The 24,880-nt window shown below is 54.6% G+C and carries 25 protein-coding genes and 1 riboswitch; of the genes, 12 read left to right on the top strand and 13 right to left on the bottom strand.

Annotation, left to right across the window (positions count from 1 at the left end):
* The first annotated feature begins 37 nt into the window (after positions 1 to 37).
* The 8 genes from ICT70_RS06790 (at position 38) to ICT70_RS06755 (ending at position 6,311) form a co-directional block, all read left to right on the top strand.
* Positions 38 to 238, top strand: coding sequence for a DUF2905 domain-containing protein (locus tag ICT70_RS06790; protein ID WP_191154813.1), 201 nt, complete (start codon positions 38 to 40; stop codon positions 236 to 238).
* 9 nt (positions 239 to 247) lie between these two features.
* Positions 248 to 706 (top strand): pyridoxamine 5'-phosphate oxidase family protein, encoded by a 459-nt coding sequence (locus tag ICT70_RS06785; protein WP_191154811.1) that lies wholly within the window; start codon positions 248 to 250, stop codon positions 704 to 706.
* A gap of 8 nt (positions 707 to 714) precedes the next feature.
* Entirely contained in the window at positions 715 to 1,716 is a 1,002-nt protein-coding gene (locus ICT70_RS06780) for a nucleoside recognition domain-containing protein (protein WP_191154809.1), read from the top strand.
* Positions 1,713 to 2,231 carry a dihydrofolate reductase gene (locus tag ICT70_RS06775; RefSeq protein WP_191154807.1) on the top strand — a complete coding sequence of 173 codons (519 nt, stop codon included), beginning with the start codon at positions 1,713 to 1,715 and terminating at the stop codon, positions 2,229 to 2,231. The genes ICT70_RS06780 and ICT70_RS06775 overlap by 4 nt, the downstream gene beginning before the upstream one ends.
* The gene (locus ICT70_RS06770; RefSeq protein ID WP_191154805.1) at positions 2,228 to 3,001 is read left to right on the top strand and encodes an SIMPL domain-containing protein; all 774 of its coding nucleotides are present in this window, start codon (positions 2,228 to 2,230) and stop codon (positions 2,999 to 3,001) included. The genes ICT70_RS06775 and ICT70_RS06770 overlap by 4 nt, the downstream gene beginning before the upstream one ends.
* A 9-nt stretch (positions 3,002 to 3,010) precedes the next feature.
* Positions 3,011 to 3,658, top strand: a complete 648-nt coding sequence (locus tag ICT70_RS06765; RefSeq protein ID WP_191154803.1) for a nicotinamidase — start codon at positions 3,011 to 3,013, stop codon at positions 3,656 to 3,658.
* Positions 3,655 to 4,851, top strand: coding sequence for a nicotinate phosphoribosyltransferase (gene pncB / locus ICT70_RS06760; RefSeq protein WP_191154801.1), 1,197 nt, complete (start codon positions 3,655 to 3,657; stop codon positions 4,849 to 4,851). The genes ICT70_RS06765 and pncB overlap by 4 nt, the downstream gene beginning before the upstream one ends.
* 206 nt (positions 4,852 to 5,057) lie before the next feature.
* Positions 5,058 to 6,311, top strand: a complete 1,254-nt coding sequence (locus ICT70_RS06755; protein WP_191154799.1) for an aminoacetone oxidase family FAD-binding enzyme — start codon at positions 5,058 to 5,060, stop codon at positions 6,309 to 6,311.
* 16 nt (positions 6,312 to 6,327) lie between these two features.
* Here ICT70_RS06755 and ICT70_RS06750 read toward each other — a convergent pair whose 3' ends face one another.
* The 7 genes from ICT70_RS06750 to ICT70_RS06720 all read right to left on the bottom strand — a co-directional run bounded on the left by ICT70_RS06750 (position 6,328) and on the right by ICT70_RS06720 (position 15,612).
* Positions 6,328 to 7,554 carry a hypothetical protein gene (locus ICT70_RS06750; protein ID WP_191154797.1) on the bottom strand — a complete coding sequence of 409 codons (1,227 nt, stop codon included), beginning with the start codon at positions 7,552 to 7,554 and terminating at the stop codon, positions 6,328 to 6,330.
* A gap of 102 nt (positions 7,555 to 7,656) precedes the next feature.
* Positions 7,657 to 8,808, bottom strand: a complete 1,152-nt coding sequence (locus ICT70_RS06745) for a trans-sulfuration enzyme family protein (protein WP_191154795.1) — start codon at positions 8,806 to 8,808, stop codon at positions 7,657 to 7,659.
* 59 nt (positions 8,809 to 8,867) lie between these two features.
* On the bottom strand, positions 8,868 to 10,022 hold the full coding sequence (locus ICT70_RS06740; RefSeq protein ID WP_191154793.1) for a trans-sulfuration enzyme family protein: 1,155 nt from the start codon (positions 10,020 to 10,022) through the stop codon (positions 8,868 to 8,870).
* 82 nt (positions 10,023 to 10,104) lie between these two features.
* Positions 10,105 to 10,217: riboswitch (SAM riboswitch) on the bottom strand.
* Positions 10,218 to 10,418: 201 nt separating this feature from the next.
* Entirely contained in the window at positions 10,419 to 11,372 is a 954-nt protein-coding gene (gene cysK / locus ICT70_RS06735) for a cysteine synthase A (protein WP_191154791.1), read from the bottom strand.
* 159 nt (positions 11,373 to 11,531) lie between these two features.
* Positions 11,532 to 13,376, bottom strand: a complete 1,845-nt coding sequence (locus ICT70_RS06730) for an SLC13 family permease (RefSeq protein ID WP_191154789.1) — start codon at positions 13,374 to 13,376, stop codon at positions 11,532 to 11,534.
* Positions 13,377 to 13,515: 139 nt separating this feature from the next.
* Positions 13,516 to 14,106, bottom strand: a complete 591-nt coding sequence (locus tag ICT70_RS06725) for a TetR/AcrR family transcriptional regulator (protein ID WP_224746879.1) — start codon at positions 14,104 to 14,106, stop codon at positions 13,516 to 13,518.
* A 180-nt stretch (positions 14,107 to 14,286) separates the two neighbouring features.
* Positions 14,287 to 15,612, bottom strand: coding sequence for an MFS transporter (locus ICT70_RS06720; protein WP_191154785.1), 1,326 nt, complete (start codon positions 15,610 to 15,612; stop codon positions 14,287 to 14,289).
* Positions 15,613 to 15,813: 201 nt separating this feature from the next.
* Here ICT70_RS06720 and ICT70_RS06715 point away from each other — a divergent pair, with 201 nt between their 5' ends.
* Positions 15,814 to 16,239 (top strand): hypothetical protein, encoded by a 426-nt coding sequence (locus ICT70_RS06715; protein WP_191154783.1) that lies wholly within the window; start codon positions 15,814 to 15,816, stop codon positions 16,237 to 16,239.
* Between the two features lie 21 nt (positions 16,240 to 16,260).
* On the opposite strand, the gene ICT70_RS06710 is transcribed toward ICT70_RS06715, so the two are convergent.
* On the bottom strand, positions 16,261 to 17,064 hold the full coding sequence (locus tag ICT70_RS06710; RefSeq protein ID WP_224746878.1) for a C40 family peptidase: 804 nt from the start codon (positions 17,062 to 17,064) through the stop codon (positions 16,261 to 16,263).
* Between the two features lie 167 nt (positions 17,065 to 17,231).
* Between ICT70_RS06710 and ICT70_RS06705 the strand changes: the two genes are divergently transcribed.
* A complete protein-coding gene (locus ICT70_RS06705; protein WP_191154781.1) occupies positions 17,232 to 18,323 on the top strand; it encodes an RtcB family protein in 1,092 nt (363 codons plus the stop codon).
* Positions 18,324 to 18,347: 24 nt separating this feature from the next.
* Here the strand turns inward: ICT70_RS06705 and ICT70_RS06700 are convergent, their stop codons facing one another.
* From ICT70_RS06700 to aroC, 5 genes are read right to left on the bottom strand one after another with little or no spacing between them, the layout of a single operon-like run.
* Positions 18,348 to 19,793 carry a putative nucleotidyltransferase substrate binding domain-containing protein gene (locus ICT70_RS06700; RefSeq protein WP_191154779.1) on the bottom strand — a complete coding sequence of 482 codons (1,446 nt, stop codon included), beginning with the start codon at positions 19,791 to 19,793 and terminating at the stop codon, positions 18,348 to 18,350.
* Positions 19,794 to 19,810: 17 nt separating this feature from the next.
* Positions 19,811 to 20,413, bottom strand: coding sequence for a methyltransferase domain-containing protein (locus ICT70_RS06695; RefSeq protein ID WP_191154771.1), 603 nt, complete (start codon positions 20,411 to 20,413; stop codon positions 19,811 to 19,813).
* A 30-nt stretch (positions 20,414 to 20,443) separates the two neighbouring features.
* On the bottom strand, positions 20,444 to 20,785 hold the full coding sequence (locus ICT70_RS06690; protein ID WP_191154769.1) for an RNA recognition motif domain-containing protein: 342 nt from the start codon (positions 20,783 to 20,785) through the stop codon (positions 20,444 to 20,446).
* Positions 20,782 to 21,648 carry a ribosome biogenesis GTPase YlqF gene (gene ylqF / locus ICT70_RS06685; protein ID WP_191154767.1) on the bottom strand — a complete coding sequence of 289 codons (867 nt, stop codon included), beginning with the start codon at positions 21,646 to 21,648 and terminating at the stop codon, positions 20,782 to 20,784. The genes ICT70_RS06690 and ylqF overlap by 4 nt, the downstream gene beginning before the upstream one ends.
* Positions 21,649 to 21,702: 54 nt before the next feature.
* Complete coding sequence (gene aroC / locus ICT70_RS06680; RefSeq protein WP_191154765.1) at positions 21,703 to 22,782, bottom strand: chorismate synthase; 1,080 nt, start codon at positions 22,780 to 22,782, stop codon at positions 21,703 to 21,705.
* 265 nt (positions 22,783 to 23,047) lie between these two features.
* On the opposite strand from aroC, the gene ICT70_RS06675 reads away from it, so the two are divergent.
* Together ICT70_RS06675 and ICT70_RS06670 are read left to right on the top strand one after the other, a co-directional pair.
* On the top strand, positions 23,048 to 23,731 hold the full coding sequence (locus ICT70_RS06675) for a carbonic anhydrase (protein WP_191154763.1): 684 nt from the start codon (positions 23,048 to 23,050) through the stop codon (positions 23,729 to 23,731).
* Positions 23,732 to 23,758: 27 nt separating this feature from the next.
* Positions 23,759 to 24,823 carry a hypothetical protein gene (locus ICT70_RS06670; protein ID WP_191154761.1) on the top strand — a complete coding sequence of 355 codons (1,065 nt, stop codon included), beginning with the start codon at positions 23,759 to 23,761 and terminating at the stop codon, positions 24,821 to 24,823.
* Positions 24,824 to 24,880: the final 57 nt, after the last annotated feature.

The raw sequence follows: 24,880 nt of genomic DNA, 5'->3' as shown, positions 1-24,880 counted from the left end.
GGAGACATCATGTGACGTGTAAAAGGGACCCGGTGACATGCAGAAAATCCTTATTACTATCGGCCTGTTTATTCTCATCGTCGGCCTGCTCTGGCCCTGGCTCGGCAAGCTCCCCCTGGGACGCTTGCCGGGAGATATTGTCATTGACAAGCCGGGCTTCAACATGTTTTTCCCCATTACCAGCATGCTGCTGGTTAGTGGTGTTGTTTCAGTGATTATGTGGCTATTGCGAAAATAAGAGGTGGGTATGCGACGACATGAAAAAGAGATTACAGCTACCGGCGAGTTGGAACAGGTATTATGGCAGGGACGGGTCTGCCATCTGGCCATCCCGGATGACCCCCTGCCGTACCTGGTGCCGTTCAATTATGGTTATCAGGAGGGGGTCCTGTATTTCCACTCCGCTCCCCAGGGACGCAAAATCGAGCTGTTAAAAAAACAGCAACGGGCCTGTTTCAGTGTCACCATCGATTACGGCATCATCGAAGCTGAACGCGCCTGCAACTGGGGGGCCCGTTTCACCAGTGTGATGGGCTTCGGGCGGATTGAGCTTGTCGAGGATTCACAAGCAAAACAGGCAGCACTGCATATCCTGATGGCACAATATACGGATCAAACTTTCAGCTTCGAACCAGCTCAAATAGATGCGACCCTGGTTTTCAAACTGGTCATCGAATCCATGAGCGGCAAGCAATCTCGTGGGTAAATAAACCGATGTTCAAACGCTCTTTTCCGGCAGTTAACGACCTGTTTCGCAACGCGCTGCATACCAGCTTGATGCTGTTCAAGATTATCATTCCGATCAGCATCGCCACCCGTTTTTTGCAGCAATGGGGGGTCGTTGATCAATTCGGTCTGCTGCTCGGACCGGTCATGGAGCTGGTCGGCCTGCCAGGCCAGATGGGGCTGGTGTGGGCCACCGCCATGGCGACCAACATTTATGGCGGGATGGTGGTTTTTGCTACCGTTGCGCCGGGGCTCAATCTGAGTGTTGCCCAGGTGACGGTCTTAAGTACCATGATCCTGGTCGCCCACAGCCTGCCGGTAGAATTGCGCATCGCCCAGAAGGCCGGCACCCGTTTTCGCGCCAGCGTGTTGATCCGCGTGTTCGGCGCCCTGCTGCTTGGCTGGCTGCTGCATGTATCCTACCAGCTGAGCGGCACTCTTCAGCACGCCAATCAGGCCCTCTGGAGCCCCCCAGCCATCGATCCGACCTGGAGCGCCTGGCTGCTGGCGGAACTGCGTAACATGCTGATTATTTTTCTGATTATCCTGACCCTGATGGCGGTGCTGCAGATCATGAAAAAAATCGGGATCACCACCCTGATGACCAGGCTGCTGGAACCACTGCTCAAACTCCTCGGCATGAGTCGAGAAGCCGCACCGGTCACCATTATCGGCATGACCCTGGGCCTGAGTTACGGCGGTGGGCTGATCATCCAGGAAGCGCAATCGGGTCGTTTAAGCAAACGGGATCTATTTGCCTCGGTCACCCTGATGGGACTATGTCACAGTATTTTTGAAGACACCCTGCTGATGATGGTTCTTGGCGCCCATGTGTCGGGCATTTTCTGGGGCCGCTTGCTCTTTTCCCTGGTGGCGATCTTTCTGCTGGTACGGCTGGTCAACAAACTGCCGGAGCGTCTGTTTGACCTCTATCTGGTGCGCCCGGTGCCGGTCATTACTGCCAACTCGGCTGACAGGGTGGTGGGATGATCATTGCCCTGATTGCTGCCATGGATCGCAACCGCACCATCGGTCATGCCGGAAAACTGCCCTGGCATCTGCCCGCCGATCTGCAATGGTTCAAACGTCACACCATGGGGCACACCCTGCTCATGGGACGGCGTACTTTTGAGGCTATCGGCCACCCCCTGCCCGGACGCCGCACCATTGTTCTCAGCCGCAAACCGGACTACCAGGCTCCCGGTTGCATGGTGGCGACCGATATTGCGGCAGCTATTGCGACAGCTAAACCCGCTGAACAGCTGTTTGTCTGTGGTGGTGGCGAGATTTATCGGCAAACCCTTGACCAGGCAGAGCGTATTTATCTGACCGAGCTTGATATTGAAGTCTCAGGTGATACCTTTTTTCCTGAGTTCGATGAAGATGCTTTTAAGATCGTCTTACAGGAACACCAGGTTGAACCTTTTCATTACCGTTTTTCGCTTTTTCAGCGTAAACATCAACCGCAACCCTTGTCATTTAAGATGAAGGAAGTATCCTTATGAGCTACCGATTCCTGCCCGGCCTGCTGTTACTCTTTGTTCTTTCCGCCTGCATGCCCCACCCATTCCATCCCGAACGCAGCCTGGTCACAACAGTCTCTGACCAGACGCCACAGCTATTGCGGGTACAGGCAGAAGGACGGGTCGAAGCCACCCCCGACCAACTGCGTTTACGCCTTGGCGTCATCACCGAAGCGGCTGACGCCGGTCAGGCGGTGAACGACAACAACCAGCGTATGAGTGCAGTCATGACAATGCTTGCTGAACTCGGCCTTGAGCGCAAGGATCTGGCCACCGGACAGTTTCAGATTCAGCCACAATGGAGCCAACCGCCCAGACCAACCCCGGCCAACTGGCAGCGCGAAATTATCGGCTACCGGGTCAGCAATGACCTGTGGATCCGCACCTCCCGGATTGATCTGGCTGGACAACTCCTTGGTTTGGCCCATCAGGCCGGGGTCAACCAGGTCGGCAATCTTCAGTTTACCATTGCTGACCAGGACGACTACCAGCAACAGGCCATGACTCTGGCCACCCAGAAAGCTCTCAGACAAGCGCAGGCACTCGCCACCGCGGCCGGTGCCGAGGTGGGGAACATTCTCTCTTTGACCCTTGATACTCCCGGCGGTTTCAGCGGTGGCGCACCCTTGATGGCTGAAGCGCGCATGATGACCACCAGCGATGCGGTACCAATCACTCCCGGCAATGTCGATATTCAGGCCACAGTTACCATGGTTTTTGAATTAATTTCTCCGGCACGCAACCAGCAGTGAGGTATAGCGATGATGATCGATCCGACAGTGACTGCGAGTTTTGATGTGGATCCGCAACGTGGATTTTCACCTCTGTGCCCACGGGAACTGCCGGTTCCCGAAGGGGAGCAGATCGTCAGCGAGTTGAACGCACAGGCTGCCTTTGGTGCCGTCCGCCTGGTCAGCAAGGATTGCCATCCCGCCGAAGCACCCTGGGTTGCCGCTACCCCGGAGGAAACCCTGCAACCGGTCAGCGGTAATTTTCCCGGTCTTGATGTGAAATGGCCACCCCACTGCGTGGTTGGAACCGAAGGGAACCGGTTATTGCCGGGACTGCCCGCTGAAACCGATTACGACCTGGTGATTGAAAAGGGGGTCGATCCTCTCAAGCATCCTTACGGTGCCTGCTATCATGACCTGCAGGAAACCGAGAGTACCGGGGCCATTGAGTGGTTGCAGGAGCACAACATCACGACCCTGATCGTCGGCGGCCTGGCCACCGACTATTGTGTCAAAACCTCCGTTCTGCAGTTGCTGCGGGCGGGATTCACGGTGATCGTCAATCTCGCCGCCTGCCGAGGCATCTCCCCTGATACCACCAGAGAAGCCATAGCCGCCATGCGCCAACAAGGAGCCGTTCTGATTGATAGCAGCCGTGAACTGAGCCGGACAAAATGACGCTCATGGACCATCCACCGCTGATCACCAGCCTGATGGATACCGATCTTTATAAGCTCACCATGCTTCAGGCCTTTTATCATGCTCCCGAGTTTCGTACCGTTGAAGCTGAGTGGAAATTTCACTGTCGTAATCGCCACGGCTTTGATCTGGCCGCCCGGATTTACGCAATCAAGCAGCAATTGGAACAGGTCTGTTGCTTGCGTTTTGCCGATGAAGAGCTCGATTACCTCGCCACCTTCCCTTTTTTTACCCCTGATTTTATCGAGTTTCTAAGGATTTATCAGCTCGACATGCGGTTTGTTACGATTCGACCCATGGGTGAAGATATTGATCTGCGGATTCGCGGGCCCTTGATTCATGTTGCTCTTTTTGAGATCTACACCCTCGCGATTATTAGTGAAATACATACCAGGGTCATTTGTGGCAAGGTTGATGAGAGGGTCGCCAGCGCCAGACTCAACGAAAAAATCGCCTATCTGCAGAATCAGGAACCCTTGGCAGGATTTGGTTTTGCCGACTTCGGTACCCGTCGGCGAGCGTCACAGCAATGGCAGGAGAAAGCATTGACCCTGCTGCTCGATAACGTCCCCCACTATTTTGTCGGTACCAGCAATCTGGATCTGGCCAGGCGCCTTGGCGCCACCCCGATCGGCACCATGGCCCATGAATGGTTCCAGGCGTGGCAGGCGGTCACCCGGCTGGCAGATGCCCAGAAAGCAGCTCTGGAGGGGTGGGTTCGTGAGTTTCGTGGCCGGCTCGGCATTGCACTGACTGATTGCTATTCAATGGATTCATTCATGCGGGATTTCACCGACCCCTACTTCGGCAAGCTGTATGATGGTCTTCGCCACGACAGCGGCTCGCCTTTTGACTGGAGTGAAAAAGCGATTGCCATGTACCGGCAGATGGGGATTGACCCTGCAACCAAAACCCTGGTTTTCAGTGATAGCCTCACCTTTCCCAAAATGATCGAGATTTACCGGTATGTTCATGGACGGGCAAAGGTGGCCTTCGGTATCGGCACCAATCTGACCAACGATACGGGAACACCCGCCCTCGACATGGTCATCAAGATGGTGGCGGCCAACGGACGGCCGGTTGCCAAGATTTCCGACGAACCGGGGAAAAGTATCTGTGAAGACCAGGACTATCTTCACTATCTGGCGTCGGCATACAACATCAAATTGTAACAGCGATTTTGTCCGGGGTTAAGAGAAGATCTAAATCAGCCGCCAAGACTCCAAGGGCACCAAGAGAGAAAAAACCAGAATTAGGTAAAACAACAAAGGCCTTGCCCTGTTTTTCTTGGAGTTCTTGGTAGCTTGGTGGCCTAAAAGTTTTTGTGTCTCAGCACTGAAGCAATAATTCATTCCGCGAAGGGAAAATGGGAGCACGAGTGTCTGTTTATGATGTGATTGTCATTGGTGGTGGACCGGCCGGGCTTTTTGCCGCCGGGGTTGCCGCTGAGCAGGGAGCCAGGGTGCTGCTCCTGGAGAAGAACCGCCGCTGTGGGGCCAAACTGCTGATCACCGGCAAGGGGCGCTGTAATATCACCTATGACGAAGAGGATCCACGGCGGTTCTGCGAATATTTCGGCCGGCAGGGCAAAACCCTGCTGACGGCACTCTACAGCCTCGGTACCGCCGCTACCGTCGATTTTTTTGAACAGCGGGGCTTGCCATTACAACGCGAACGGGGTGGGCGGATATTCCCGGCACAGGGTGGTGCGAGCGAAGTCCTTAAGCTGCTGTTGAAGTATATTCGACAGGCAGGGGTAGAGACCAAAACCAGCTGTCGGGTTAACGGTCTGCAGTACGAAGAGGGATGCGTTCGAGCGGTCGAAACAGCGTATGGCACCTTTGCTGCCGCGACAGTAATTGTTGCCACCGGGGGGTTATCCTACCCGGAGACCGGCTGCAGCGGCGATGGGTACCGCTGGGCAACAGATAGCAGACATCGGCTGACCCCGCCCCAGCCGGCGCTGGTACCATTACAGCTTGATGCCGACTGGACCCAGGATTTACTCAACCTGAATCTGAAAAATGTCAACATCACCGCCTGGCACAACAACAAACCGATTGCCGAACGCTTTGGCGAAGCCTTTTTTACCCGTCACGGCATCGGTGGCCCGATTGTCCTCGATCTGAGTGCGCTGGTTCGTGATGCCCTGCAACGCGGCCCGGTCGAACTTCAGCTTGACCTGAAACCGGCAGTCAGTGTCGAACTTTTCGATCAGCGACTGCAGCGAGAACTCGCTGGCCACAGCAACAGAAACTTCGCTAACGCCCTGTCCGGACTACTGCCTCAACTCCTTATTCCGCTGTTTGTGCAATTAAGCGAGATTCCAGCCGAGAAAAAGTGCCACTCCATCACCAAACAAGAGCGGCAACGTCTGGGCCGTCTGTTTAAAGACTGGCGCCTGAAGGTGACCGCTCTCGATACGCCGGAGCGCGCGATCATTACCTCCGGGGGGGTCAGTCTTGCTGATATTGACATGCGCACGATGCGCTCCAAGGTGGTCGACAATCTGTATTTTGCCGGGGAAATGATCGATCTGGATGGCCCGACCGGGGGATTCAATCTGCAGCTGTGCTGGTCGACCGGGTATCTGGCGGGAATCAGTGCTGCCACTGCCGCAAAAAAACCGTGAACAGAACCGTCAGTTTTTAGCTGTGACTACGCCATTGCTGAAAGATACGACCAAAAGGCAGATCAAAAAAGCTGATGCTGCGGCGCAGATAGCTGTCGTGAAGATAAAAATCTGCCGCGCGCACCGCCACCTCAATCCCTTTCATGTGCAACGCTCCCCAGGGAATCACTACCACATCGTAACGATCCAGGGCCTGGGGGAGCAGCGCAATGACCGCCTGGTTACGTTTATCAATCAGATCATTCATCAGCACCCGATTGGTATCGACGGTGATATTCTCCTCAGCCCAACGATTAAACTGCAGATATCCGTGCCACAGGGAATCGGCATGTAAAAAATATCGGGCCAGGGCATTAAGCACCTCGACGCTGCGGGGATCGAACTGCTGCAGATCAATATCAGCGTTGAGAATATGCGGACCATCATAGCGCTCGCGATAAGGCTGGCGCAGATCGGCCAGACTGATACGGCGGCCGACAAAATGAAACTGCTCCTGACTCGACAGGCCAAGATTACCCGCAATATTGCCGTAACTGAAGCGTTCACCCATCAAACCGGTGTCGTCACTGACCCCTTCAGCCAGGATCAGGGTGCGCTCAGTGGGGATTGAGGCAATCAGATCGCGGTAATAGCTCCCGTGCCCGAGATGAATCATTCCTGCCAGACGGATATCCTTGCCATCAAGGTGATAGACCTTCTCCTGCATGTAAAGGCCGTCGGGTCGCAGCTGAACAAAACCACCGGTACTGCGCTCGAGCACTCCGCTGACAAGGGAAAACAGGATCAGCAGCAAGGACAGCGGTAGGACAATCAGGCTGATCAGGGAAAACTTGACCAGGGTGGTCAAGCTGAAGGACGAGCCGATAAACTGCTCGGGCACCAGCAGTAGGCTCTTGTTGTTTAACAGAGAATTGACTTTAAGCAACAGGATACCAAAGACCAGTTGCGCAATATAGGCCACCAACTGCCCCCACCCCAGGGCAAAATAATCCAGTGGCCAGTACGCCACCAGACTCCAGAACAACCACAGTAACAGCGGAATCAGCACCCGTTTGGGCAGATGACGGTTAAAACCAAAACCGATATAGACGAGAAAACCGCTGATCAGGCAGGCTCCCCGGAGGATATAGTGCATCTGCGCAGCAAAGGGAAACAACCCCTCGTGTTGAGCCAACACCATGGAAATACCGGAGAACGCTGAAACGATAAAAAGGATCAGAAACAGGTTTGCCAGTTTTCTCATGAGCATAATCCCTGTGCCGCAGTAATTCAACAAGTGACTATCAGTGCTAGGCTATTGATATTCCGATAAAATGTCAATCTCTAGCGCCGACGCCCGGTCTTTTCAACACTGTTGCAATCCCTGATCCAGGTCTTCCCACAGATCCTCCACATCTTCGATACCGGCCGAAATGCGTAGCAATCCCTGAGTGATCCCCATCTGCTCCTTGATCGCTGCCGGAATCGCGGCATGAGACATGCTCCAGCAATGGGTCAGGATGGTTTCGACGCCACCCAGGCTGGGCGCGACAATCGGCAGTTGCACGCGTTCGAGCAGAGACTTTACTGCAGCGGCATCCGTTAATTCAAAGGAGAGTACCGCACCGGCGCCGCCGGCCTGGGAAAAATGGCGATCACGTCCAACAAAATCGTCTAGACCGGGATAAATCACCCGGGCCACTGCCGAATGTCGGGCCAGCCGCGTCGCCAGTTCCTGGGCATTGGCCTGAGAGGCTTCAAGGCGCAGCTTGAGGGTCTTGATCCCGCGTGACAGCAGAAAACTGTCGAACGGCCCGAGTACCGCACCAAATGAATTCTGAATACGCTTGATTCGACCGGCAATCTCGTTATCACCAACGGCAACCAATCCGGCGAGGATGTCGCTATGACCGCCGAGAAACTTGGTGGCACTATGGATCGTCACATCGATACCCAGATCGAGGGGGCGCTGCAACAGTGGGGTCATGAAGGTATTGTCGAGCAGAGTCAGCAAGCGATGCTCACGCGCCAGGTCAACCATGGCGCGCAGATCGGTGATCTTGAACAGGGGATTGGACGGGGTTTCGAGAAACAGCGCCCGGGTGGTGGGACGGATAGCTGCGGCCACCTGGGCGCGATCTGACTGATCGACCAGGCTGACCTCAATTCCCTGGCGCGGTAACAGCATCGTCAGATAGCGATAACTGCCACCGTAAAGATCGTCCGGTGCAATCAGGTGGTCACCGGCTTCGAGCAGGGACAGGGCACTGCCGATGGCCGCCATTCCCGAGGAAAAGGCAAAACCCCGGACCCCGCCTTCGAGCAGGGCAATCGCCTCTTCAACCTGTTGGCGACTGGGGTTGCCACTGCGGGCGTAATCAAATTCCTGCCCGACCCCACCGGGGTGATGATAGGTCGAAGCCTGATAAATCGGAACGGTCGAGGCCCCGGTAGCCGGATCGCGATCCTGCCCCTGGTGGACCAGTAAGGTCGCGATACGCTTGTCAGAAAGGGTCATCAGCAAACTCCCACAAAGTTAACTATCAAACAAATATGTTGATATCACAACATCAGTCATCAGGATGCCAACGCCTGCGCCAGATCGGCAATAATATCCTGCGGGTCTTCCAATCCTACCGACAGGCGCAGCAGTGCCTCATCAATCCCCAGTCGCTGTCGATCCGCGGCGGGAATATCGGCGTGGGTCTGAACCGCCGGCAGGGTCATCAAGGTTTCTACCCCGCCAAGGCTTTCGGCAAAAGAAATCAACTGCAAGCGCTCCAACACCTGACGAGCGAGCGCGGCATCGTCGACCCTGAAAGACAGCATCCCGCCATAGCCGTGCATTTGTGTAGCCGCCAGGGCATGGCCCGGATGGTCGGGCAACCCTGGATAAAACACTTTGGCCACGCGTGGGTGACGGACAAGCCATTCGGCAACGACAGCGGCGCTTTGACAATGGCGCTCCAGCCGCAGATGCAGGGTCTTGAGGGAGCGCATCAACAGCCAGCAATCCTGGGGAGGCAACACCGCCCCGGTAGAATTTTGAAGAAAATAAAGGCGTTCGCCCAACTCCGGGGTACGGGCAACCAGCACCCCGGCACAGAGATCGCTGTGGCCACCCAGATACTTGGTCGCTGAATGAACGACGATATCGGCACCATAGTCAAAAGGGCGTTGCAACACCGGGGTCACAAAGGTGTTGTCGACGACAAATAGCAGGTTGTGCTCACGACACAGGGTTCCCAGCGCTGTCAGATCGGCGATGCCCAACAACGGATTACCCGGGCTCTCTACCAGCAGCGCCCTGGTCTCTGGCCGCAGCGCTGCTGCCACTGCCGCTACCGCCGTGGTATCGACATAGCTGACCTGCAGGCCAAATTTCCCAAACACCTGATCCAGCACCCGGTAGGTACCGCCGTAAAGGTCCTCAGAAACGATCAGATGATCACCTGCGGAAAAATGCAAAAACAGGGTCGTCAGGGCCGCCATCCCTGACGAAAAGGCCAAGCCTCGGGCCCCGGTCTCGAGATCCGCCAGCGCCTCCTCCAGCACCTCTCGGGTCGGATTGCCTGAGCGGGTATAATCATAGCCGGTACTCTGGCCGACCCCCGGGTGGCGATAGGTGGCACTCGGATAAATGGGAAAACTCACGGCTCCGGTGCGCTCATCGACCCCGGTTCCGATCTGAACGGTACGGCTGAGCGCCGAAAAATTAAGCTGACTACTCATGCTTACACTCCTTTGCGCAAAAAGACCCCTTCTCTAATCTTGAGAAAGGGTCCCTTCTATCAAAGCGCGAAACCGGGTCACTTTCTCATCTTCCCCTGAAAACGTCAGGGCAGGATTTAGCACCTGACATTCGATCAGAACGAACCGGTTGCTGTGGTTTCACAGGGCCTGTCCCTCCACCACTCTTGATGAGATGTTGCCGGGGTCAAACCACCGACAGGCGTTACACCAATTGTAACTATTCACTGCTGTCCTTGCGCAGGACCGGGGTTCCTGTGGCAAGGGTGTTTGTCGCCATGGACGGCGACAACAAGCGGTCAGGGATGACCCAACGGGAAACAATCGCGTCCCTTGACATAGGATCCAAAGAGTCGGTGCTGCACAAATACCAGCAATTTATACAATGCCTTCAAATAGAACACTCGACAGATAACGCTCACCCGAGTCGGGCAGGATCACCACAATGGTTTTCCCCTCCGACTCCGGCAGAGCCGCCAGTCTGGCTGCAGCAGCAACCGCCGCGCCACAGGAAATTCCGGCAAGAATGCCTTCTTCCCGGGCCAGACGCTGGGCATAGTCGATGGCCTCGTCATTACTGACCTGCTCAACCTGATCAACAACGTCCAGATCAAGTGTGTCGGGGATAAAACCGGCACCGATCCCCTGAATCTTGTGGGGACCCGGTTGCAGGCTTTGCCCGGCCAACTGCTGTGTAATAACCGGACTGTCCGTCGGTTCCACCGCAACCGAATGCAACGCCTGGCCGCGGATCTTTTTGAAATAACGCGAGACCCCGGTAATGGTACCACCGGTACCCACTCCGGCCACAAAGATATCCACCTTGCCACCGGTCGCCTCCCAGATCTCCGGGCCGGTGGTCTGCTCGTGAATCGCCGGATTAGCGGGATTTTTGAACTGATGCAGCAACACATATCTGGCGGGATCACTTGCGGCCATTTCTTCCGCTGCTGCAATGGCTCCGCCCATCCCCTTATTGCCGGGAGTCAATACCAGGTTGGCGCCAAAAGCCTTGAGCACCTTGCGCCGTTCCATGCTCATGGTTTCCGGCATGGTCAAGGTGATAGGAATCCCCCGCGCCGCCGCAACAAAGGCTAGCGCGATGCCGGTATTGCCACTGGTTGGCTCAACAAACTCGGAACCCGGTCGCAATTTCCCGCTTTTTTCTGCATCCCAGATCATTGACGCACCAATTCGACACTTGACGCTGTAGGCCGGGTTGCGTCCCTCGATCTTGGCATAAACGGTAGCTTTACCGGGGGCAATGCGGTTAAGGCGGACCAGCGGGGTGCCACCAATACTCAGGGAATTGTCTGTGTAGATTTGGCTCATCTTGTTCTCCCAGGGTTTTGTGTCGATAGGATTTCCACTTCGAGATCAAATAGCGACAAAAGAAATAAACATGACCGATGGTAAGCACAATAGTAAACACTATCTTCTGTGTCAAGAAAAACTTAACAATACTACATCTAGTTACAGTGGATATGCCTATTAAAGGGGCCAAACCCAGAGCAGGACAGGCAGACTGACGCCAATAACCAGTATTTCCATTGGCAATCCCAGTCGCCAGTAATCCCCAAAACGAAACCCTCCCGGGCCTAGAATCAAGGTGTTATTCTGATGACCGATGGGGGTCAGAAAGGCACAGGAGGCGCCAATGGCAACTGCCATTAAAAAACTGTCCGGATTAGCCTGCAACTCCATCGCCAGGCTGATGGCCAGTGGACACATCACCGCAGCCGTGGCGGCATTATTCATAAAATCCGACAGAGTCATGGTCAATATCAGCATCATTGCCAGTGCCAGGATCGGGTGTCCTTGAGCGACGTTCTCCAGCAGGGTGCGGGCCAGTAGATCTGCCGCGCCGGTGGTTGCCATAGCACCGGCAACAGGGATAAGTGCGCCAAGCAACACGATGATCGACCAGTCAACGCTTTCATAGACTTTGCGCGCCGGCACGATGCGCAGCAGCATAAAAGCCAGTACTCCGGTTGCGAAACTGATAGCAGCAGGAGCAAGACCCAACGCTGCGGCACCAATCGCCAACACCATAATCCCCGAAGCCAGTAGCGCGTGGCGTTTATCGGGAAGGCTGATCGACCGCTTCGCTAAAGGAACACAGCCAAAGGTCGAGGCAAAGCCGGAAAGAGAACTGGGGTTCCCCTGCATCAACAGCACATCGCCGGCGTGAATCGGGGAGATTCGCAGCCTCTTGATCGAGCGCTTGCCCTGTCTGGAAATAGCCAGCAGGTTGATGCCATATTGACTGCGCAAACGAATACTACTGGCGGTACGACCAATCAGGGCAGTTGCCGGCATCACAACAAATTCCTGAATATCAGTCTGCTTGTCCGTGACCTCCTTGGCCTCCCCATGATCAATGTTCCTGCTCTCATCAACGGTAGCCGCCGGCGTTTCTTCCTCACCATCTTCAGCAACGGTCAGCGGGACTTCTTCTTCGAGGGTCAAATCCAGAGCGGTTAATGCCGCCGACAGGGCATCCGGATCCGCCTCAATAATCAAGATATCGTCAGCTTTAACAACCCTCAAGGGATTGGGAGCGGTAATCCGCAGTTCATTACGTACCAGGCCAACCACCTGGGCATCAACGTCCCCAAGGGCTTCTTCAATTTCCCACAGGTTTTTACCAACCGCTTTTCCTTTTTCTGAGACCCGAGCTTCAGTCAGGTAGTTTCCGGTTTCAAAACCTGCTGCGCCTGCTTCTTCGCGCAAAGGAACCAGCCGCCAACCGATCAGCAGCAGGAACAGCACCCCAGCCCCGGCGACGGCACCACCAACCGGCAAAAAGGAAAACATCGCAAAACCACCGCTGCCAATATCAGCACGAAAACCGGAGACGATCATATTTGGAGGGGTACCAATCAAGGTCATCATGCCCCCGAGGATGGTACCAAAGGCCAGGGGCATCAGCACCTTGCCCGCGGGCAGGCCATGTTTTTTGGCAACCTGGACAGCAATCGGCATGAGCAGCGCCATGGCACCAACATTATTCATAAACGCTGACAACAGTGCACCAAGGCCGACCAGAGAAGTCAGACTTAATAATATCCCTCCGGTTTTCGGCATGATACGCTGTACCAGAGCATCTACTGCGCCAGTGCTTTGTAAACCGGCACTTAAGATCAATACGCAAGCAACCGTAATAACCGCCGGATGGCCAACCCCGGCAAAGGCCACTTCAGTCGGAACCAGACCGGCAAAGACACAAGTCAGCAGAGCGCCGAGGGCGACCACATCGTGACGCCAGCGCCCCCAGACAAAAAACACCACCGTGGTGATAGAGATCGCAAATAAAAGGCCCTGATCGTAAGTCATACCGACATCTCCAGTGACACAGACAACACCCCGCTATCAGTTCATACGACCTGAGGGAGTCTCCAGATAAAAATCATTAAAACACTATGGGAAAGTTTAGCAGATTGGCGACAGCTGGGGGCAAAGGGAAAGAAAAAGATCAGGCCTTGATGGCGGCCCAGGCGTTGGCGATAAGCTCATCAGCCATGTCGCACAGAGAACCTTCCAGAACGCATTCCAGTTTGAGCTGTGCCGGACGCAGGATGGCACCGGTATAGGACACCGCAGAGATAAAATAGTCTCCCTGACGGATTTCACCACCGGCCATGCCATCTGTAACGATCTGGCGGATCAGACGAAAGGGGCCGGTCATACAAATTGGTGCCATATCACCCATAAACTCAGCATGTTTCATGAACAGCAGGTATTCCATGGTGATCGGGTCATGGTCGGTCTTTTCGTAAACCAGTTCAGCAAAAGCCCGCAGCTTGTCATAGGCCGTTTCACAGTCGACCAAACGTGCAACAAAGTCATTCTGAAAGCCTGTAAGAATCTGCTGGTGCAGGGTCCGGGCCAGATTTTCCTTACTGCCGAACAAATTATAAATTGCGCCGGTACTGACCCCGGAGGCCCCGACTATATCCGGGATCGATACCCGGTGATACCCTTTTTTGACAAACAATCGCAGGGCACAGTCGAGCACCTGATGATATTTAGTTTCCGGATCGATCGTTCTAACTTTTTGCAGCATGCTCACCTGCTCCAACTCATCCAGGCAAAAGGGTATTTTTTTGATTTTCATCAAACTACTATATTGTTTTGGCCGCTTCAATCTCTTTATTGGGGCACTCACGCAAGGATGCAAATTACTTAGTAACTATGCAGCGCTATCCGTGCGCAGGGCCTTTGGATCCGGTACGGAACAGATACATTACTTAACTGGTCCAGCCGCTTGCGCCCTGCCCCGCTCCTCGTTCAACGCCAGAGCAACGATAAAGGCGGCGGCAAACAACAAGGCACAGAACAGGATGGCAGCCTGCAACCCAAAGGCGACCTGCAGTAGACCAATGCCGACCAGCCCGACGATCGCAGCCGCCTTGCTGAACATCCCCCAGAAACCAAACAGTTCAGCCACTTTGCCATGGGGTGAAAGCAGCCCAACCAGAGCGCGACCGGCAGACTGAGTTGCCCCCAGACAGGTGCCGGCAATGCAACCCACGCCCAGAAACACATACTGTGCCTGCCAGTTCCAGGCGAATAACGAGGTTGCCCAGTCTGCCAGGTCCGGGGTCAGATAAATCAGGATAATGGCAAGAATCCACAGCAATAAGGTCATGACATAGGTGACTTTGGCGCCGATCCGATCCTGGATAAACCCAAAACCAAGGGCCCCCAGGGTAGCAGTGATCTGCACAATGACAAACATCAACACCCGCACAGATTCATCCCAACGAATCACCTGAGCACCATAGATAAAGGTAAATGCAATGATAATGTAGATGCCGCACATGGAGAAAAAAATTGAGCCGAACAACAGGGCCAGATCGCGCAACTGAACTAACTTGACCCAGGTCTTGCGCACCCGACGAAATCCCAGGAACAGATATTGTGGCGGGTGGGCCAATCTACGCCCACGCCCGCGTTCTTTGAGCCAGATAAAGGTGGGAATGGCGGCTACCAGGAAAAACCCGCCGGCAAAAGGGCCGACCCAGCGTATTCTTTCAAAATTATCCTGACTCACTTCTCCCAAAAACAGCAGGGCCACAGCGGTAGCGACCAGACCGCCAACATAACCCAGGGCCCAACCAAACCCGGAAATTTTGCCGAGATCTTCGGGTTTACCCAGGTCGGTCAGGAAACTGGCAATAAAAGATTCGCCGATGGAGTAGGCGTAGTTTGAAATGATCAGTAGTACCATTGCCGGCACGATAGAACCTGGGGCAATGAAGTAAAGCATGGAGGTCGTGATCACTGTCAGCAGATAACTGACAAATAAAAACTTCTTACGGGTGGCAGAAAAATCGATAATCGCGCCAAAGACCGGAGCGGTCAGCACCACCAGAGCGTAACTGGCGGCCAGAGCCAGGCTCCAGAGCAGGTTGCCGAGACGATAATCGCCGGCGGCATCGCCAACAATGATGCGGGTAAAGAGATCACCGTAAATAACGGTAATAATCAGCAAGGTATACCCCTGATTGGCAAAATCGAACATGGCCCAGCCAAAAATTTCTTTTCTGGTTGCCAAAGCGGTGCTCATTGCTTCACTCCTGAAAACCCGACGCTGCGATATCCATGCTGAAAGGTCCAATAGACCGATCAGAATTTTTTTTTACACATCAAAAAAAGCAGCAATTTTATCAATTGTCATCCCATCTCAGGGTTGTTAGTATGGCCGTTGAAGGGAAGAATGACCTTTCTTGTTCAATAGCACAAATAACCGCTGATGGAGAAACAGCCAATGATCTCAGAAGCTGAGTTGCCGCCAAAGCTCGAAGGGCAAGAGGTGCCGGCTCTTTCCATCAGTTCGCAGCAGGACGAGGAGTGCCTGATCATTACCTGCGCCGGACCCTCTAACTGCCGTAACTGCATCGATATGCTTTATCGTCCGATCATGAACAAAATGGAAGATTCGGACTACACCGGCCTGGTGATTGATAAACGTCAGATTCTCTGTTCGCGCGAGACCAAGAGCATCAATCTGATTGCTGAAACGATTCTGCACTATAGCCATCGTGCCCTGTTGCGCAAAATTGCCATTGTCACCACCATCGAGTACAAAAAGAACGAACAGTTACTGCTTCAGGCTCTCTACCAAAAGGGGGTCAATATCCGCCTGTTTACCGAGCTTGAACCTGCTGTCCAATGGGCAAAGACCTATCCCTGATCCCTCTTAGCTCATCGGCAGCTACAAATAGGTTCGGGCCCCAACATAGGTTTTTTTGAAGTAATTGCTGGACAAGTTGGCAACCCGCACCGTCTGACCGGCGCGAGGGGCGTGAATAAACTGGTCATTACCGATATAGATTCCCACATGGGTTACCCGCCGCCCCCCTTGGGTAGCGAAGAACACCAGATCCCCTCGCTGCAGGGCCTGCTGCGCCACCGCCCGCCCGGCATCAAACTGGGCCCGGGAATTACGCGGCAGGTCGAGTCCGTTCAGGCGGTAACTGACCATGGTCAGGCCGCTGCAATCAAACCCACCCTTGTCTTCCCCGCCCCAACGGTAAGGCACACCAAGAAAACGCTGTGCCGTTATGACCAGTTCTTCACGAATATCTCCGCGCCCGCTGCGCTGAATTCTGGCAACGCTGTATTGATCCGGAACAGCAATAAAAAAGCTGTCGATCAGGCTCTGCTGTCGAAACTGCTGCGCTTCAGTACGCGCGGCCTCATAGGTCGTATAATTGCCGAACTGGACCTTGTAGAGTCCGGTTTCAGCACGGAAATAATAGGCATCAATCCCTCGCCTTGCCAGCGAGGCTTCAAGTCCAACGGCATTTTCCAGCACCGCAAATGCCCCAACCTGCACTGCGTACCCCATGCGCCTTAATTCTTCCCCGCCGGCGGGGGGTTCATCTGCGCCGGCCGGTCCGGCCAGCAAAGCGGCAATCGGATCCGTCTCCTGGGATCCCCTAACCTCCGGTCCGGTTGATCGAGAACAACCGCCCAGCAGTAACAGGACAAGAACGAGTAGCACCATTGTCAGCATGACTGAGCACCAGGCAAACGTTGGCTGAACTGGCTTGGTTTTGCGCATAAAACAATCCCCGCTCACTTGAGGACAGGAGGTGAAAGGGCAGCGTCTTTACAGTGATGCAGGGATTCTGTCATCATCAGGCAAGTAAAATCTCCATTGTGAAACAAGGAAGGGTCACGATGAAGTCGCACAAAATTTACGCCACCGATCTAGACAACGCAACCCTCGATCAATTTTATCGTGCCCTTGAACAGGATTTCAGTGTTCGCGGCGCCCTCATGCCGGATGCTCACCTCGGTTACAGTTTGCCGATCGGCGCGGTTATAGCAACCTCCGGGGTGATTCTCCCATCCTGGGTCGGCTATGATATCGGCTGTGGCATGTGCGCTGTGTCTACCAGTTTTGACGGGGATCAGGTGCGGCGGCAAGCAAAACATATCTTTACCGCCATCTACCGCGCTGTCCCGGTCGGCTTTTCCCACAACCGCAGCGACACGCCGTGGGACTGCCAACATATTCCACGAACGCCTGTGGTTGACCGGTTATTGGCCAAAAATGGCTTAAAACAGCTCGGTTCCCTGGGGTCGGGTAACCATTTTATCGAAATTGGTAGCGACGAATCCCAGCGGGTCTGGGTTATTATCCACTCCGGCTCGCGCAACCTTGGCCACAGTGTTGCCAGCCACTATATGAAACTCGCCGGTGGTGGCAAAGCGCGGGAAGGCCATTTCGGTTTTGCCGTCAGCAGCGAAACCGGGTGCCGATACATCAAGGACTTAAACTTCTGTCTGCAATTCGCCCGACAAAATCGTTTTGAGATCTTGCGGCGGGTGGTGACGGAAATGCAACAGCACTGTGATGGTGATGCGCGCTGGTCGGAATTGATTAATCGCAACCATAATCATGCCGAAGAAAAAGACGGTTTATGGATTCATCGGAAAGGAGCAACCCATGCCGAAGCAGGGATGCGCGGGGTGATCCCCGGTAACATGCGCGACGGCTCCTACATTGTGGTTGGCAAAGGAAATCCGCAAGCCTTGTGGTCAAGCTCGCATGGTGCCGGGCGCGCTCTGGGGCGAAAACAGGCCCAGCGCCAGATCTCAATGACGCATTTTAACGACAGCATGGACGGTATTGTGGCCCGCATTGATCGGACAACCCTGGATGAAGCGCCCGCAGCCTACAAGAACCTCGATACGGTGATGGCGCGGCAAAAGGATCTGGTCACCATCCTTCACCGCGTTCACCCATTGATCAACATCAAGGGATGATGAGGGCGCACAAGCACGCCTTTTTCAACCGCGCAACATGTCGACCCGAAAATGCTGCCGAAGGGTTGAAATAAGTGCCATCACCACCTCCAGTGCTTCCTTCAAGCGCCCCATCTCAACCCGATCCAGGGTTTCCGGCGCGACATAGTTGGTAATCTCTTCACCGGCATCGGCAGCGTCGATCTGAGACCGCAAGCGCATCCCCGTCAGCAGGGAAAAAGTCGCCTCAAGATCGGCCGTCTGTTTTTTATCGAGAACCCCTCGGGTTTTCAACTGACTTAATTTTTCCAGGGTACTGCCCCCAAAAATACCGACACTCAAGGCCAGGGTTTTTATCCCTTCGGTGATGGTGAAAATACCAGCTTTTTTCAGGTCTATCTTGCCGGCATGGGGGCCTTTGCGTTCCACTTTGACGCGCCCGAACCAGCCCAGCGGTTGGGAAAAATTGACTACATTCTGTGCCATACGCGTCATAAAAATGCTATTATTCTGAGCTTTTTCCAGAATAAATTGACGCAGTTCCTGTTCCAGCTGGCGATCACCACAGAGTCCACGCATATCAGACAGCATCCCGAAATTGACGATATTTTCACTACGGGGATTTTCTATCCAGACGTTGACCGTACGCTTCCAATCACTTAAGCTGCGGCGCCAGAAATCATTGCTGGCCATGATACCACCCGGACACTCAGGCACCCCGATGGCGATCAGGGCGTTGATCAATTCCCGGGAAAAATCTTCTATCTCTCTGAGCTCCTCAGCTGTTACATGGTCAGCGTAGATAATCGCATTATCCTGGTCAGTCTTTAAGGTCTGCTCTCGGCGCCCCTCACTGCCAAGGACCATGAAGGTGCTGTTTCTCCCCATATCAGGAAACCGCTGCTGTTTGAGCAATTGAATCAAACGATCGGTCAATTGATCGTTAATCAGGGCGATCAACTGTACCAGGTTGGTGGTGCCGACCCCATTGCGACGGAGGAAAACGATCAACTGCTCCCCTTCCGCGTTGATCCGGCGTAACTCCTCGATATTGCCGGCTTCATCGATGGATCTTAAGAGGTGCTGCGGGGAACGGTTCTGCAGGCGAATAATGTCGGATTCATTGATAAACCCGACCAGGGTATTATCTTCATCGACGACCCCGATGCGATGAATACGGTGACGAGACATGCGATAGAGGACTTCGAAGAGAGTGTCATCTTCTTTGACCGAGATGACCGGTGACGTCATAATAGCACTGACCTTGAGGGTACGTGGGTCGAGGCCATCAGCAACCACTTTACCGCGCAGATCGCGATCGGTCATAATGCCGACCGGTTGGCCCTGATCGTCACAGGCTATCAGGCTGGAAATCTTGCGTTCACGCATCAACTGGGCTGCGGCAATGACCGAGTCATTGATACTGCAGGTAATCAGGTTGTGGTGACAGTAATCCCGCACCGGCAAAAAAAATGTTGCCTCTTCAGACATTGACGCAACCTCCAGGGTCAAGTATCAGCACTGCCGTTTTGTTTGCGAGCGAACAGCCCGACTAAGGATCCCCCCTTGCGTGAGGGCTCAAGCCCTTCCTCGTAGAGCAAGATCTCCCAGTTGGAAAAAAGGTTGAGCAATTCACCCGGGGCAAATGAGATCTCCCGATTAACCGGCCCGAAACGCTCCTCCCCCGCCTGACTGAAGGTACGTACAACCATGTAGCCCCCGGGCCGTACAGCATCCTGCAATAGGGGCAATAGCGGGCGGTGGAGATAATAGAACTGCAACCCCAGATCATAGGAAGCCGGGGCAACCCGATAGTCACCGGTCTCCAGATCGGCGCACTCCACCGCAACCGGCAGGCCTTCCTGCGCCGCCACCCCACTGAGCAGATCGAGGGCGACCGGGGAAAAATCGACCGCGGTCACCTGATAACCAGCTCGCGCCAGAACCAGTGCATTGCGCCCCATACCGCAGGCAAGATCAAGAGCTTCCCCCAAGTCCGGTAGATGCGGCAGAACCCGCAATAACCAGTCGTCCGGTTGCCCTGCAGGCAAGGCCGCCTTTTCCTGCCAACGCTGATCCCACTTTTCGCGGCTGTACCTGCTGTCATTCATGGATCACCTTGTTGATCAGCAAAAAGCGGTTTAACGCACCTTTTTACGCCCCGGGATAGGACGACGCCGCCGTGCTTTTTCCGGCATTACCGCACTTTCTTCACTGCGCTCTTCCTTGGTACGCGCTTCGCTGACTTTGATGTAACGACCAGACAAATTGGTGCCATCGAGGGTATTAATAGCTTCGCGGGTTTCTTTGGCACTGGCCATGCGCACATAAGCCAGTCCCTTGAACTCACCGCGGGCATCACGTACCAGTTGCACCGACTGGACGCTGCCGCACAGGGCGAACAGCTGTTTAATTTCTTCCTCACTAATTTCGTAGGGCAGGTCACTGACGAAAATATCCCGATAGGCGGTGTTGCGTTTCATTCAGACTCCTGATACTGGTCAAAAGCGCTCGCATCTTCAGTCGGACGTTCCAGACTGATACGGCCAATTTTATTTGCGCGCAGATCGCGCAAGAACATTTCTGCAGCACGATGCAGATCGACCTCGCCCCCGCTGACCAGGCAACCACGGCCACGGCCAATCTGCTCCAGGAGGGACAGCGCAGCTCCCGATAAGTCCTCCAGCTGATAGCGATTCTTTACTTGCTGCGGGTAGTGTTCCCGCAAATAGTCCAGGGTCGCCAGCGCCACCTCAAGGGTCGCGTAGGCCGCTTCACCAAGGGCCCCGCTGGCGGCCAGTCGACCGGCTCCGCCAAGGTTGTCGAGGACCGGCCACAAGATGCCGGGAGTGTCGAGCAGCAGGATCCCGTTGCGCAGGTCGATCTGCTGGGTGGTGGTGGTAATCGCCGGCTTATCTCCGACTCGGGCCATTTTTTTACCGGCCAGGGTATTAATCAAAGTTGACTTGCCGACATTGGGGATTCCCACCACCATCACCCTCAGGGGCTTGCCGGCTTTGAATCGTTGCGCCAGCACGCTACGACAGAGTTTGGGAATCAAACCAACATCACGCCGGTCCTTGGCCTCCAGCGCCAGGGCTTTGACCTGCTGCTGCTTTTCCAGCAGGCGCAACCAGGCGCGGGTGATGTTCGGATCAGCCAGATCTTTCTTGTTAAGAATCTTGATGCACGGCTTCTGCCCGCGCAGACGCTCCAGCAGCGGATTGGAGCTGCTAACAGGCAGGCGTGCATCAAGGACCTCGAGAACCAGATCAACCTTCGGCAGGATCTCAATAATCTGCGCCCGGGCCTTCTTCATGTGGCCGGGATACCAGTCAATAATCATTTGTACTTTCGCCGGGAATCCCCGGATCAGCAACCTTCAGGCGAAGGCTCCCCATCAGTTTCTCATCTTCTGGATCAGGGCCAGGTCGGCCAGAACCAGCGCCGCCATGCTTTCGACAATCGGCACCGCGCGTGGTACCACACAAGGATCATGGCGCCCCTTGGCTTCGAGGGTCACCGGGTTACCGGTATAATCGACCGTCTGCTGGGCCAGACCAATCGTTGCCGGCGGCTTGAAAGCAACGCGAAACCAGACCGGCTCGCCATTGGAAATCCCCCCCTGAACGCCGCCACTGTTATTGGTCACTGTACCAAGGCGCTCACCTTTGCGAACAAATGGGTCATTATGCTCCGATCCGTGTCGCTGGGCACCGGCAAAACCGGAACCAATTTCAAAACCCTTGGTCGCCGGAATCGATAACATCGCATGGGCAAGCAGTGCCTCCAGGCGATCAAAGGCCGGTTCGCCCAGCCCCACCGGCAGGTTACGGCAGACACAGGTAATCACTCCGCCGACGGAATCCTTACTTTCCCGGGCGGCGACAATCTCCCGGGTCATCTTCTCTGCCGCACCCGGGTCAGGACAGCGGATGGCGTATTCATCAACCTGATCACGCTGGATCGTCTCCATGTTGATGGCAGCGCTGGCTTGTTGTCCGACGCCACTGACCCAGGCGACAATGTCAATGCCATAGTGTTCACGCAGAAACTTATCAGCAATCGCGCCGGCGGCAACCCGTCCGATGGTTTCCCGCGCACTGGAGCGCCCCCCCCCACTGGAAGCGTGAATCCCGTATTTCATCCGATAGGTATAATCAGCATGAGACGGCCGGGGAATCTCGCTCATGGAACCATAGTCAGCAGGACGCTGATCCTTATTTTTCACCAGCATCCCGATGGGGGTACCCAGGGTCAGACCCTTTTCAACCCCGGAAAGAATCATCACCTGATCAGCTTCGTTACGTTCCGTGCCGAGTTGGTTACCGCCCGGGCGACGCCGGTCAAGTTGACGTTGGATATCGGCTTCGCACAGGGACATCCGCGCCGGCACCCCATCGACACTGACTCCGACCCCGTAACAGTGGGACTCGCCAAAGGTACTGATATTGAATAGCCGTCCAAATTGACTTGACATCTTGCTCCCCTGCTTTTTTTGTATGACCAATTCTTTCGAACGTCAGGCCAGGTTATTATTGCGATGGATCATCTGCTAAAGACTTGCCGCTGCAGCATATCACAAGTTCTTCACTGGAAGCCATTTGCATTGCCAACAACGATCACAGCTGAATTCTTTTACTTTTTTCGCTTTTCTGCCTCACCGCAAGAGCTGAAAAAACAGTGTTTTAGCGTTTTTTTTATGCTACTATTCAGCCCATATTACATTCGATGGAGATGGAATCATGGCGGACGTGAGTAAATTTCTCGATGGGATTGGCGTTTTTCAAAAACAGCACTTTGGCGAAAACGCTGAACTCGCAACCTCTCTGGCTGCCGGTCAAAGGCCGCAGGCCCTGCTGATCGGCTGTTGCGATTCCCGGGTCGATCCGGCGCTGCTGACTGCCTGTGCCCCCGGTGATCTGTTTATTCTGCGCAATATTGCCAATCTGGTTCCCCCTTACGTTAAAAGCGATGCCAAAAGTGATGACTACCATGGTGTCAGTTCAACGATAGAATATGCCGTCTGCTATCTCAATGTCTCTGACATCATCATCCTGGGGCACTCCCAATGCGGTGGCATCAACGCCTTGATGAAGAGCGCCAAAGGGGAGATTGCCGGTGAATTCATCAGCAAATGGGTCAGCATTGCCGCTTCTGCTCGCGACAAGGTGCTGCAGGACCTTGTCGACGCGCCGGAGGAAAAACAGCTACGCGCCTGTGAAAAGGAATCGATCCTCGTTTCGTTAAAAAACCTGATGACTTTTCCCTGGGTGCGTGAACGGGTCAACCGTGGCCAACTGAGCCTGCATGGCTGGTACTACAATATCGGCACCGGCCAGCTGCGCTGCTACAATCAGTTAACTGCTGAGTTTGAAATCCTGGTTGAGCGTTACAGCCCCCCGACTGAAGGCCAAAAAGTCGACTAACATGACTCTTTCAGGTGAGAGCTAGGCATGCTGATTCATCAACAACCGATTGCCGAACGCATCGCCTGGCTACAGGATCTCGCTCAACGTCACACCGCTGAGTTTCGCAGTCCTGATGCCAGCCTGGCCCGGGAATTTTATCTCGCCAAATACCCCACTGCGATTATGGTCCTTAAATGTATGGACGGGCGCATCAATATCCCGGTTGCTACCGGTACCCCGCCCGGCATCATCCAGCCCTTCCGTAACCTTGGCGGTATGTTTAACCTCGGCTGGCCGCATCTGGGAGAAGTCCTGGCGGCGGAAGTTCACCGCATGCTGGCGGCCGGCCACCAGGTTCTGTTTTTCATCACCTATCACTTTTCCCGTGGAGATGACCGCCGTGGATGTGGAGGTTTTGACTGTGATACTGCAGCTGCCCTCGCCCATTGCCGGGAAATCAAGCAACAGGCGGAATATATCTTTGGCAACCGCCACGGCACCATCTATCCTCTTCTCTGTGGCTATGAAACAGATGATGATGCCCTGATCCTGCATGGGGCTGAGGATGAACTTCTCGACCTGTCAACCCTTTCACCGGCTGACATACCAGCGCTGGATCACAAGATCGCAAGCATGTTTCCCGACATGCCGGAACAGATGCAGCACGACCTGCTCCCCTTGCTGCAGGGGAATATTAAGCGCATTGCCGAGGTACGCAACACCTGTCGGTTGCTGGATGTAGAACATCGGGAATGGATGATCTGCCTGGGGCGCGGCTTCGACTTTCTGCATACGCCGAATCTGGCACTGATTATTGGGCCCTACAGCCCGGACCTGGCAGATCCGATTCGTAAAGCGGCAGGGATTATTGAGGGGAATATGACTGCCGGACGGATTCCCGACGATGGCTTTTTGCTATTTACGTCGGTTCCCTACGAAGGAATCGGAATGGATCGCGCGCGCGCTGAACTGAAATCGCGCTTCCTTGCTAATTTTGCTGCCAACGTCATCGGTAGTGATTTTCCCCAGCTTGCAGCGCGCATGCACATCCAGATCGGCGTGCTTTCGTGGCGCTCACGCGCCCTTGAATTGTTGCCGCGATCTTCCTGAACAAGAGCCAAGGCAGGTATCTATGCACTACTGTCCTTGCCAGGGTCTGTCAATCCA

This window comes from Pelovirga terrestris, assembly GCF_014773365.1.
Lineage (GTDB): Bacteria > Desulfobacterota > Desulfuromonadia > Desulfuromonadales > Geopsychrobacteraceae > Pelovirga > Pelovirga terrestris.
This window is presented reverse-complemented; position numbering and strand designations above follow the sequence as displayed.

Excerpts from the sequence above, each read along its gene's own strand:
- ICT70_RS06790 (WP_191154813.1), top strand. The coding sequence starts at position 38 with ATGCAGAAAATCCTTATTACTATCGGCCTGTTTATTCTCATCGTCGGC.
- ICT70_RS06785 (WP_191154811.1), top strand. The coding sequence starts at position 248 with ATGCGACGACATGAAAAAGAGATTACAGCTACCGGCGAGTTGGAACAG.
- ICT70_RS06780 (WP_191154809.1), top strand. The coding sequence starts at position 715 with ATGTTCAAACGCTCTTTTCCGGCAGTTAACGACCTGTTTCGCAACGCG.
- ICT70_RS06775 (WP_191154807.1), top strand. The coding sequence starts at position 1,713 with ATGATCATTGCCCTGATTGCTGCCATGGATCGCAACCGCACCATCGGT.
- ICT70_RS06770 (WP_191154805.1), top strand. The coding sequence starts at position 2,228 with ATGAGCTACCGATTCCTGCCCGGCCTGCTGTTACTCTTTGTTCTTTCC.
- ICT70_RS06765 (WP_191154803.1), top strand. The coding sequence starts at position 3,011 with ATGATGATCGATCCGACAGTGACTGCGAGTTTTGATGTGGATCCGCAA.
- pncB (WP_191154801.1), top strand. The coding sequence starts at position 3,655 with ATGACGCTCATGGACCATCCACCGCTGATCACCAGCCTGATGGATACC.
- ICT70_RS06750 (WP_191154797.1), bottom strand. The coding sequence starts at position 7,554 with ATGAGAAAACTGGCAAACCTGTTTCTGATCCTTTTTATCGTTTCAGCG.
- ICT70_RS06745 (WP_191154795.1), bottom strand. The coding sequence starts at position 8,808 with ATGACCCTTTCTGACAAGCGTATCGCGACCTTACTGGTCCACCAGGGG.
- ICT70_RS06740 (WP_191154793.1), bottom strand. The coding sequence starts at position 10,022 with ATGAGTAGTCAGCTTAATTTTTCGGCGCTCAGCCGTACCGTTCAGATC.
- cysK (WP_191154791.1), bottom strand. The coding sequence starts at position 11,372 with ATGAGCCAAATCTACACAGACAATTCCCTGAGTATTGGTGGCACCCCG.
- ICT70_RS06730 (WP_191154789.1), bottom strand. The coding sequence starts at position 13,376 with ATGACTTACGATCAGGGCCTTTTATTTGCGATCTCTATCACCACGGTG.
- ICT70_RS06725 (WP_224746879.1), bottom strand. The coding sequence starts at position 14,106 with ATGCTGCAAAAAGTTAGAACGATCGATCCGGAAACTAAATATCATCAG.
- ICT70_RS06720 (WP_191154785.1), bottom strand. The coding sequence starts at position 15,612 with ATGAGCACCGCTTTGGCAACCAGAAAAGAAATTTTTGGCTGGGCCATG.
- ICT70_RS06715 (WP_191154783.1), top strand. The coding sequence starts at position 15,814 with ATGATCTCAGAAGCTGAGTTGCCGCCAAAGCTCGAAGGGCAAGAGGTG.
- ICT70_RS06710 (WP_224746878.1), bottom strand. The coding sequence starts at position 17,064 with ATGCTGACAATGGTGCTACTCGTTCTTGTCCTGTTACTGCTGGGCGGT.
- ICT70_RS06705 (WP_191154781.1), top strand. The coding sequence starts at position 17,232 with ATGAAGTCGCACAAAATTTACGCCACCGATCTAGACAACGCAACCCTC.
- ICT70_RS06700 (WP_191154779.1), bottom strand. The coding sequence starts at position 19,793 with ATGTCTGAAGAGGCAACATTTTTTTTGCCGGTGCGGGATTACTGTCAC.
- ICT70_RS06695 (WP_191154771.1), bottom strand. The coding sequence starts at position 20,413 with ATGAATGACAGCAGGTACAGCCGCGAAAAGTGGGATCAGCGTTGGCAG.
- ICT70_RS06690 (WP_191154769.1), bottom strand. The coding sequence starts at position 20,785 with ATGAAACGCAACACCGCCTATCGGGATATTTTCGTCAGTGACCTGCCC.
- ylqF (WP_191154767.1), bottom strand. The coding sequence starts at position 21,648 with ATGATTATTGACTGGTATCCCGGCCACATGAAGAAGGCCCGGGCGCAG.
- aroC (WP_191154765.1), bottom strand. The coding sequence starts at position 22,782 with ATGTCAAGTCAATTTGGACGGCTATTCAATATCAGTACCTTTGGCGAG.
- ICT70_RS06675 (WP_191154763.1), top strand. The coding sequence starts at position 23,048 with ATGGCGGACGTGAGTAAATTTCTCGATGGGATTGGCGTTTTTCAAAAA.
- ICT70_RS06670 (WP_191154761.1), top strand. The coding sequence starts at position 23,759 with ATGCTGATTCATCAACAACCGATTGCCGAACGCATCGCCTGGCTACAG.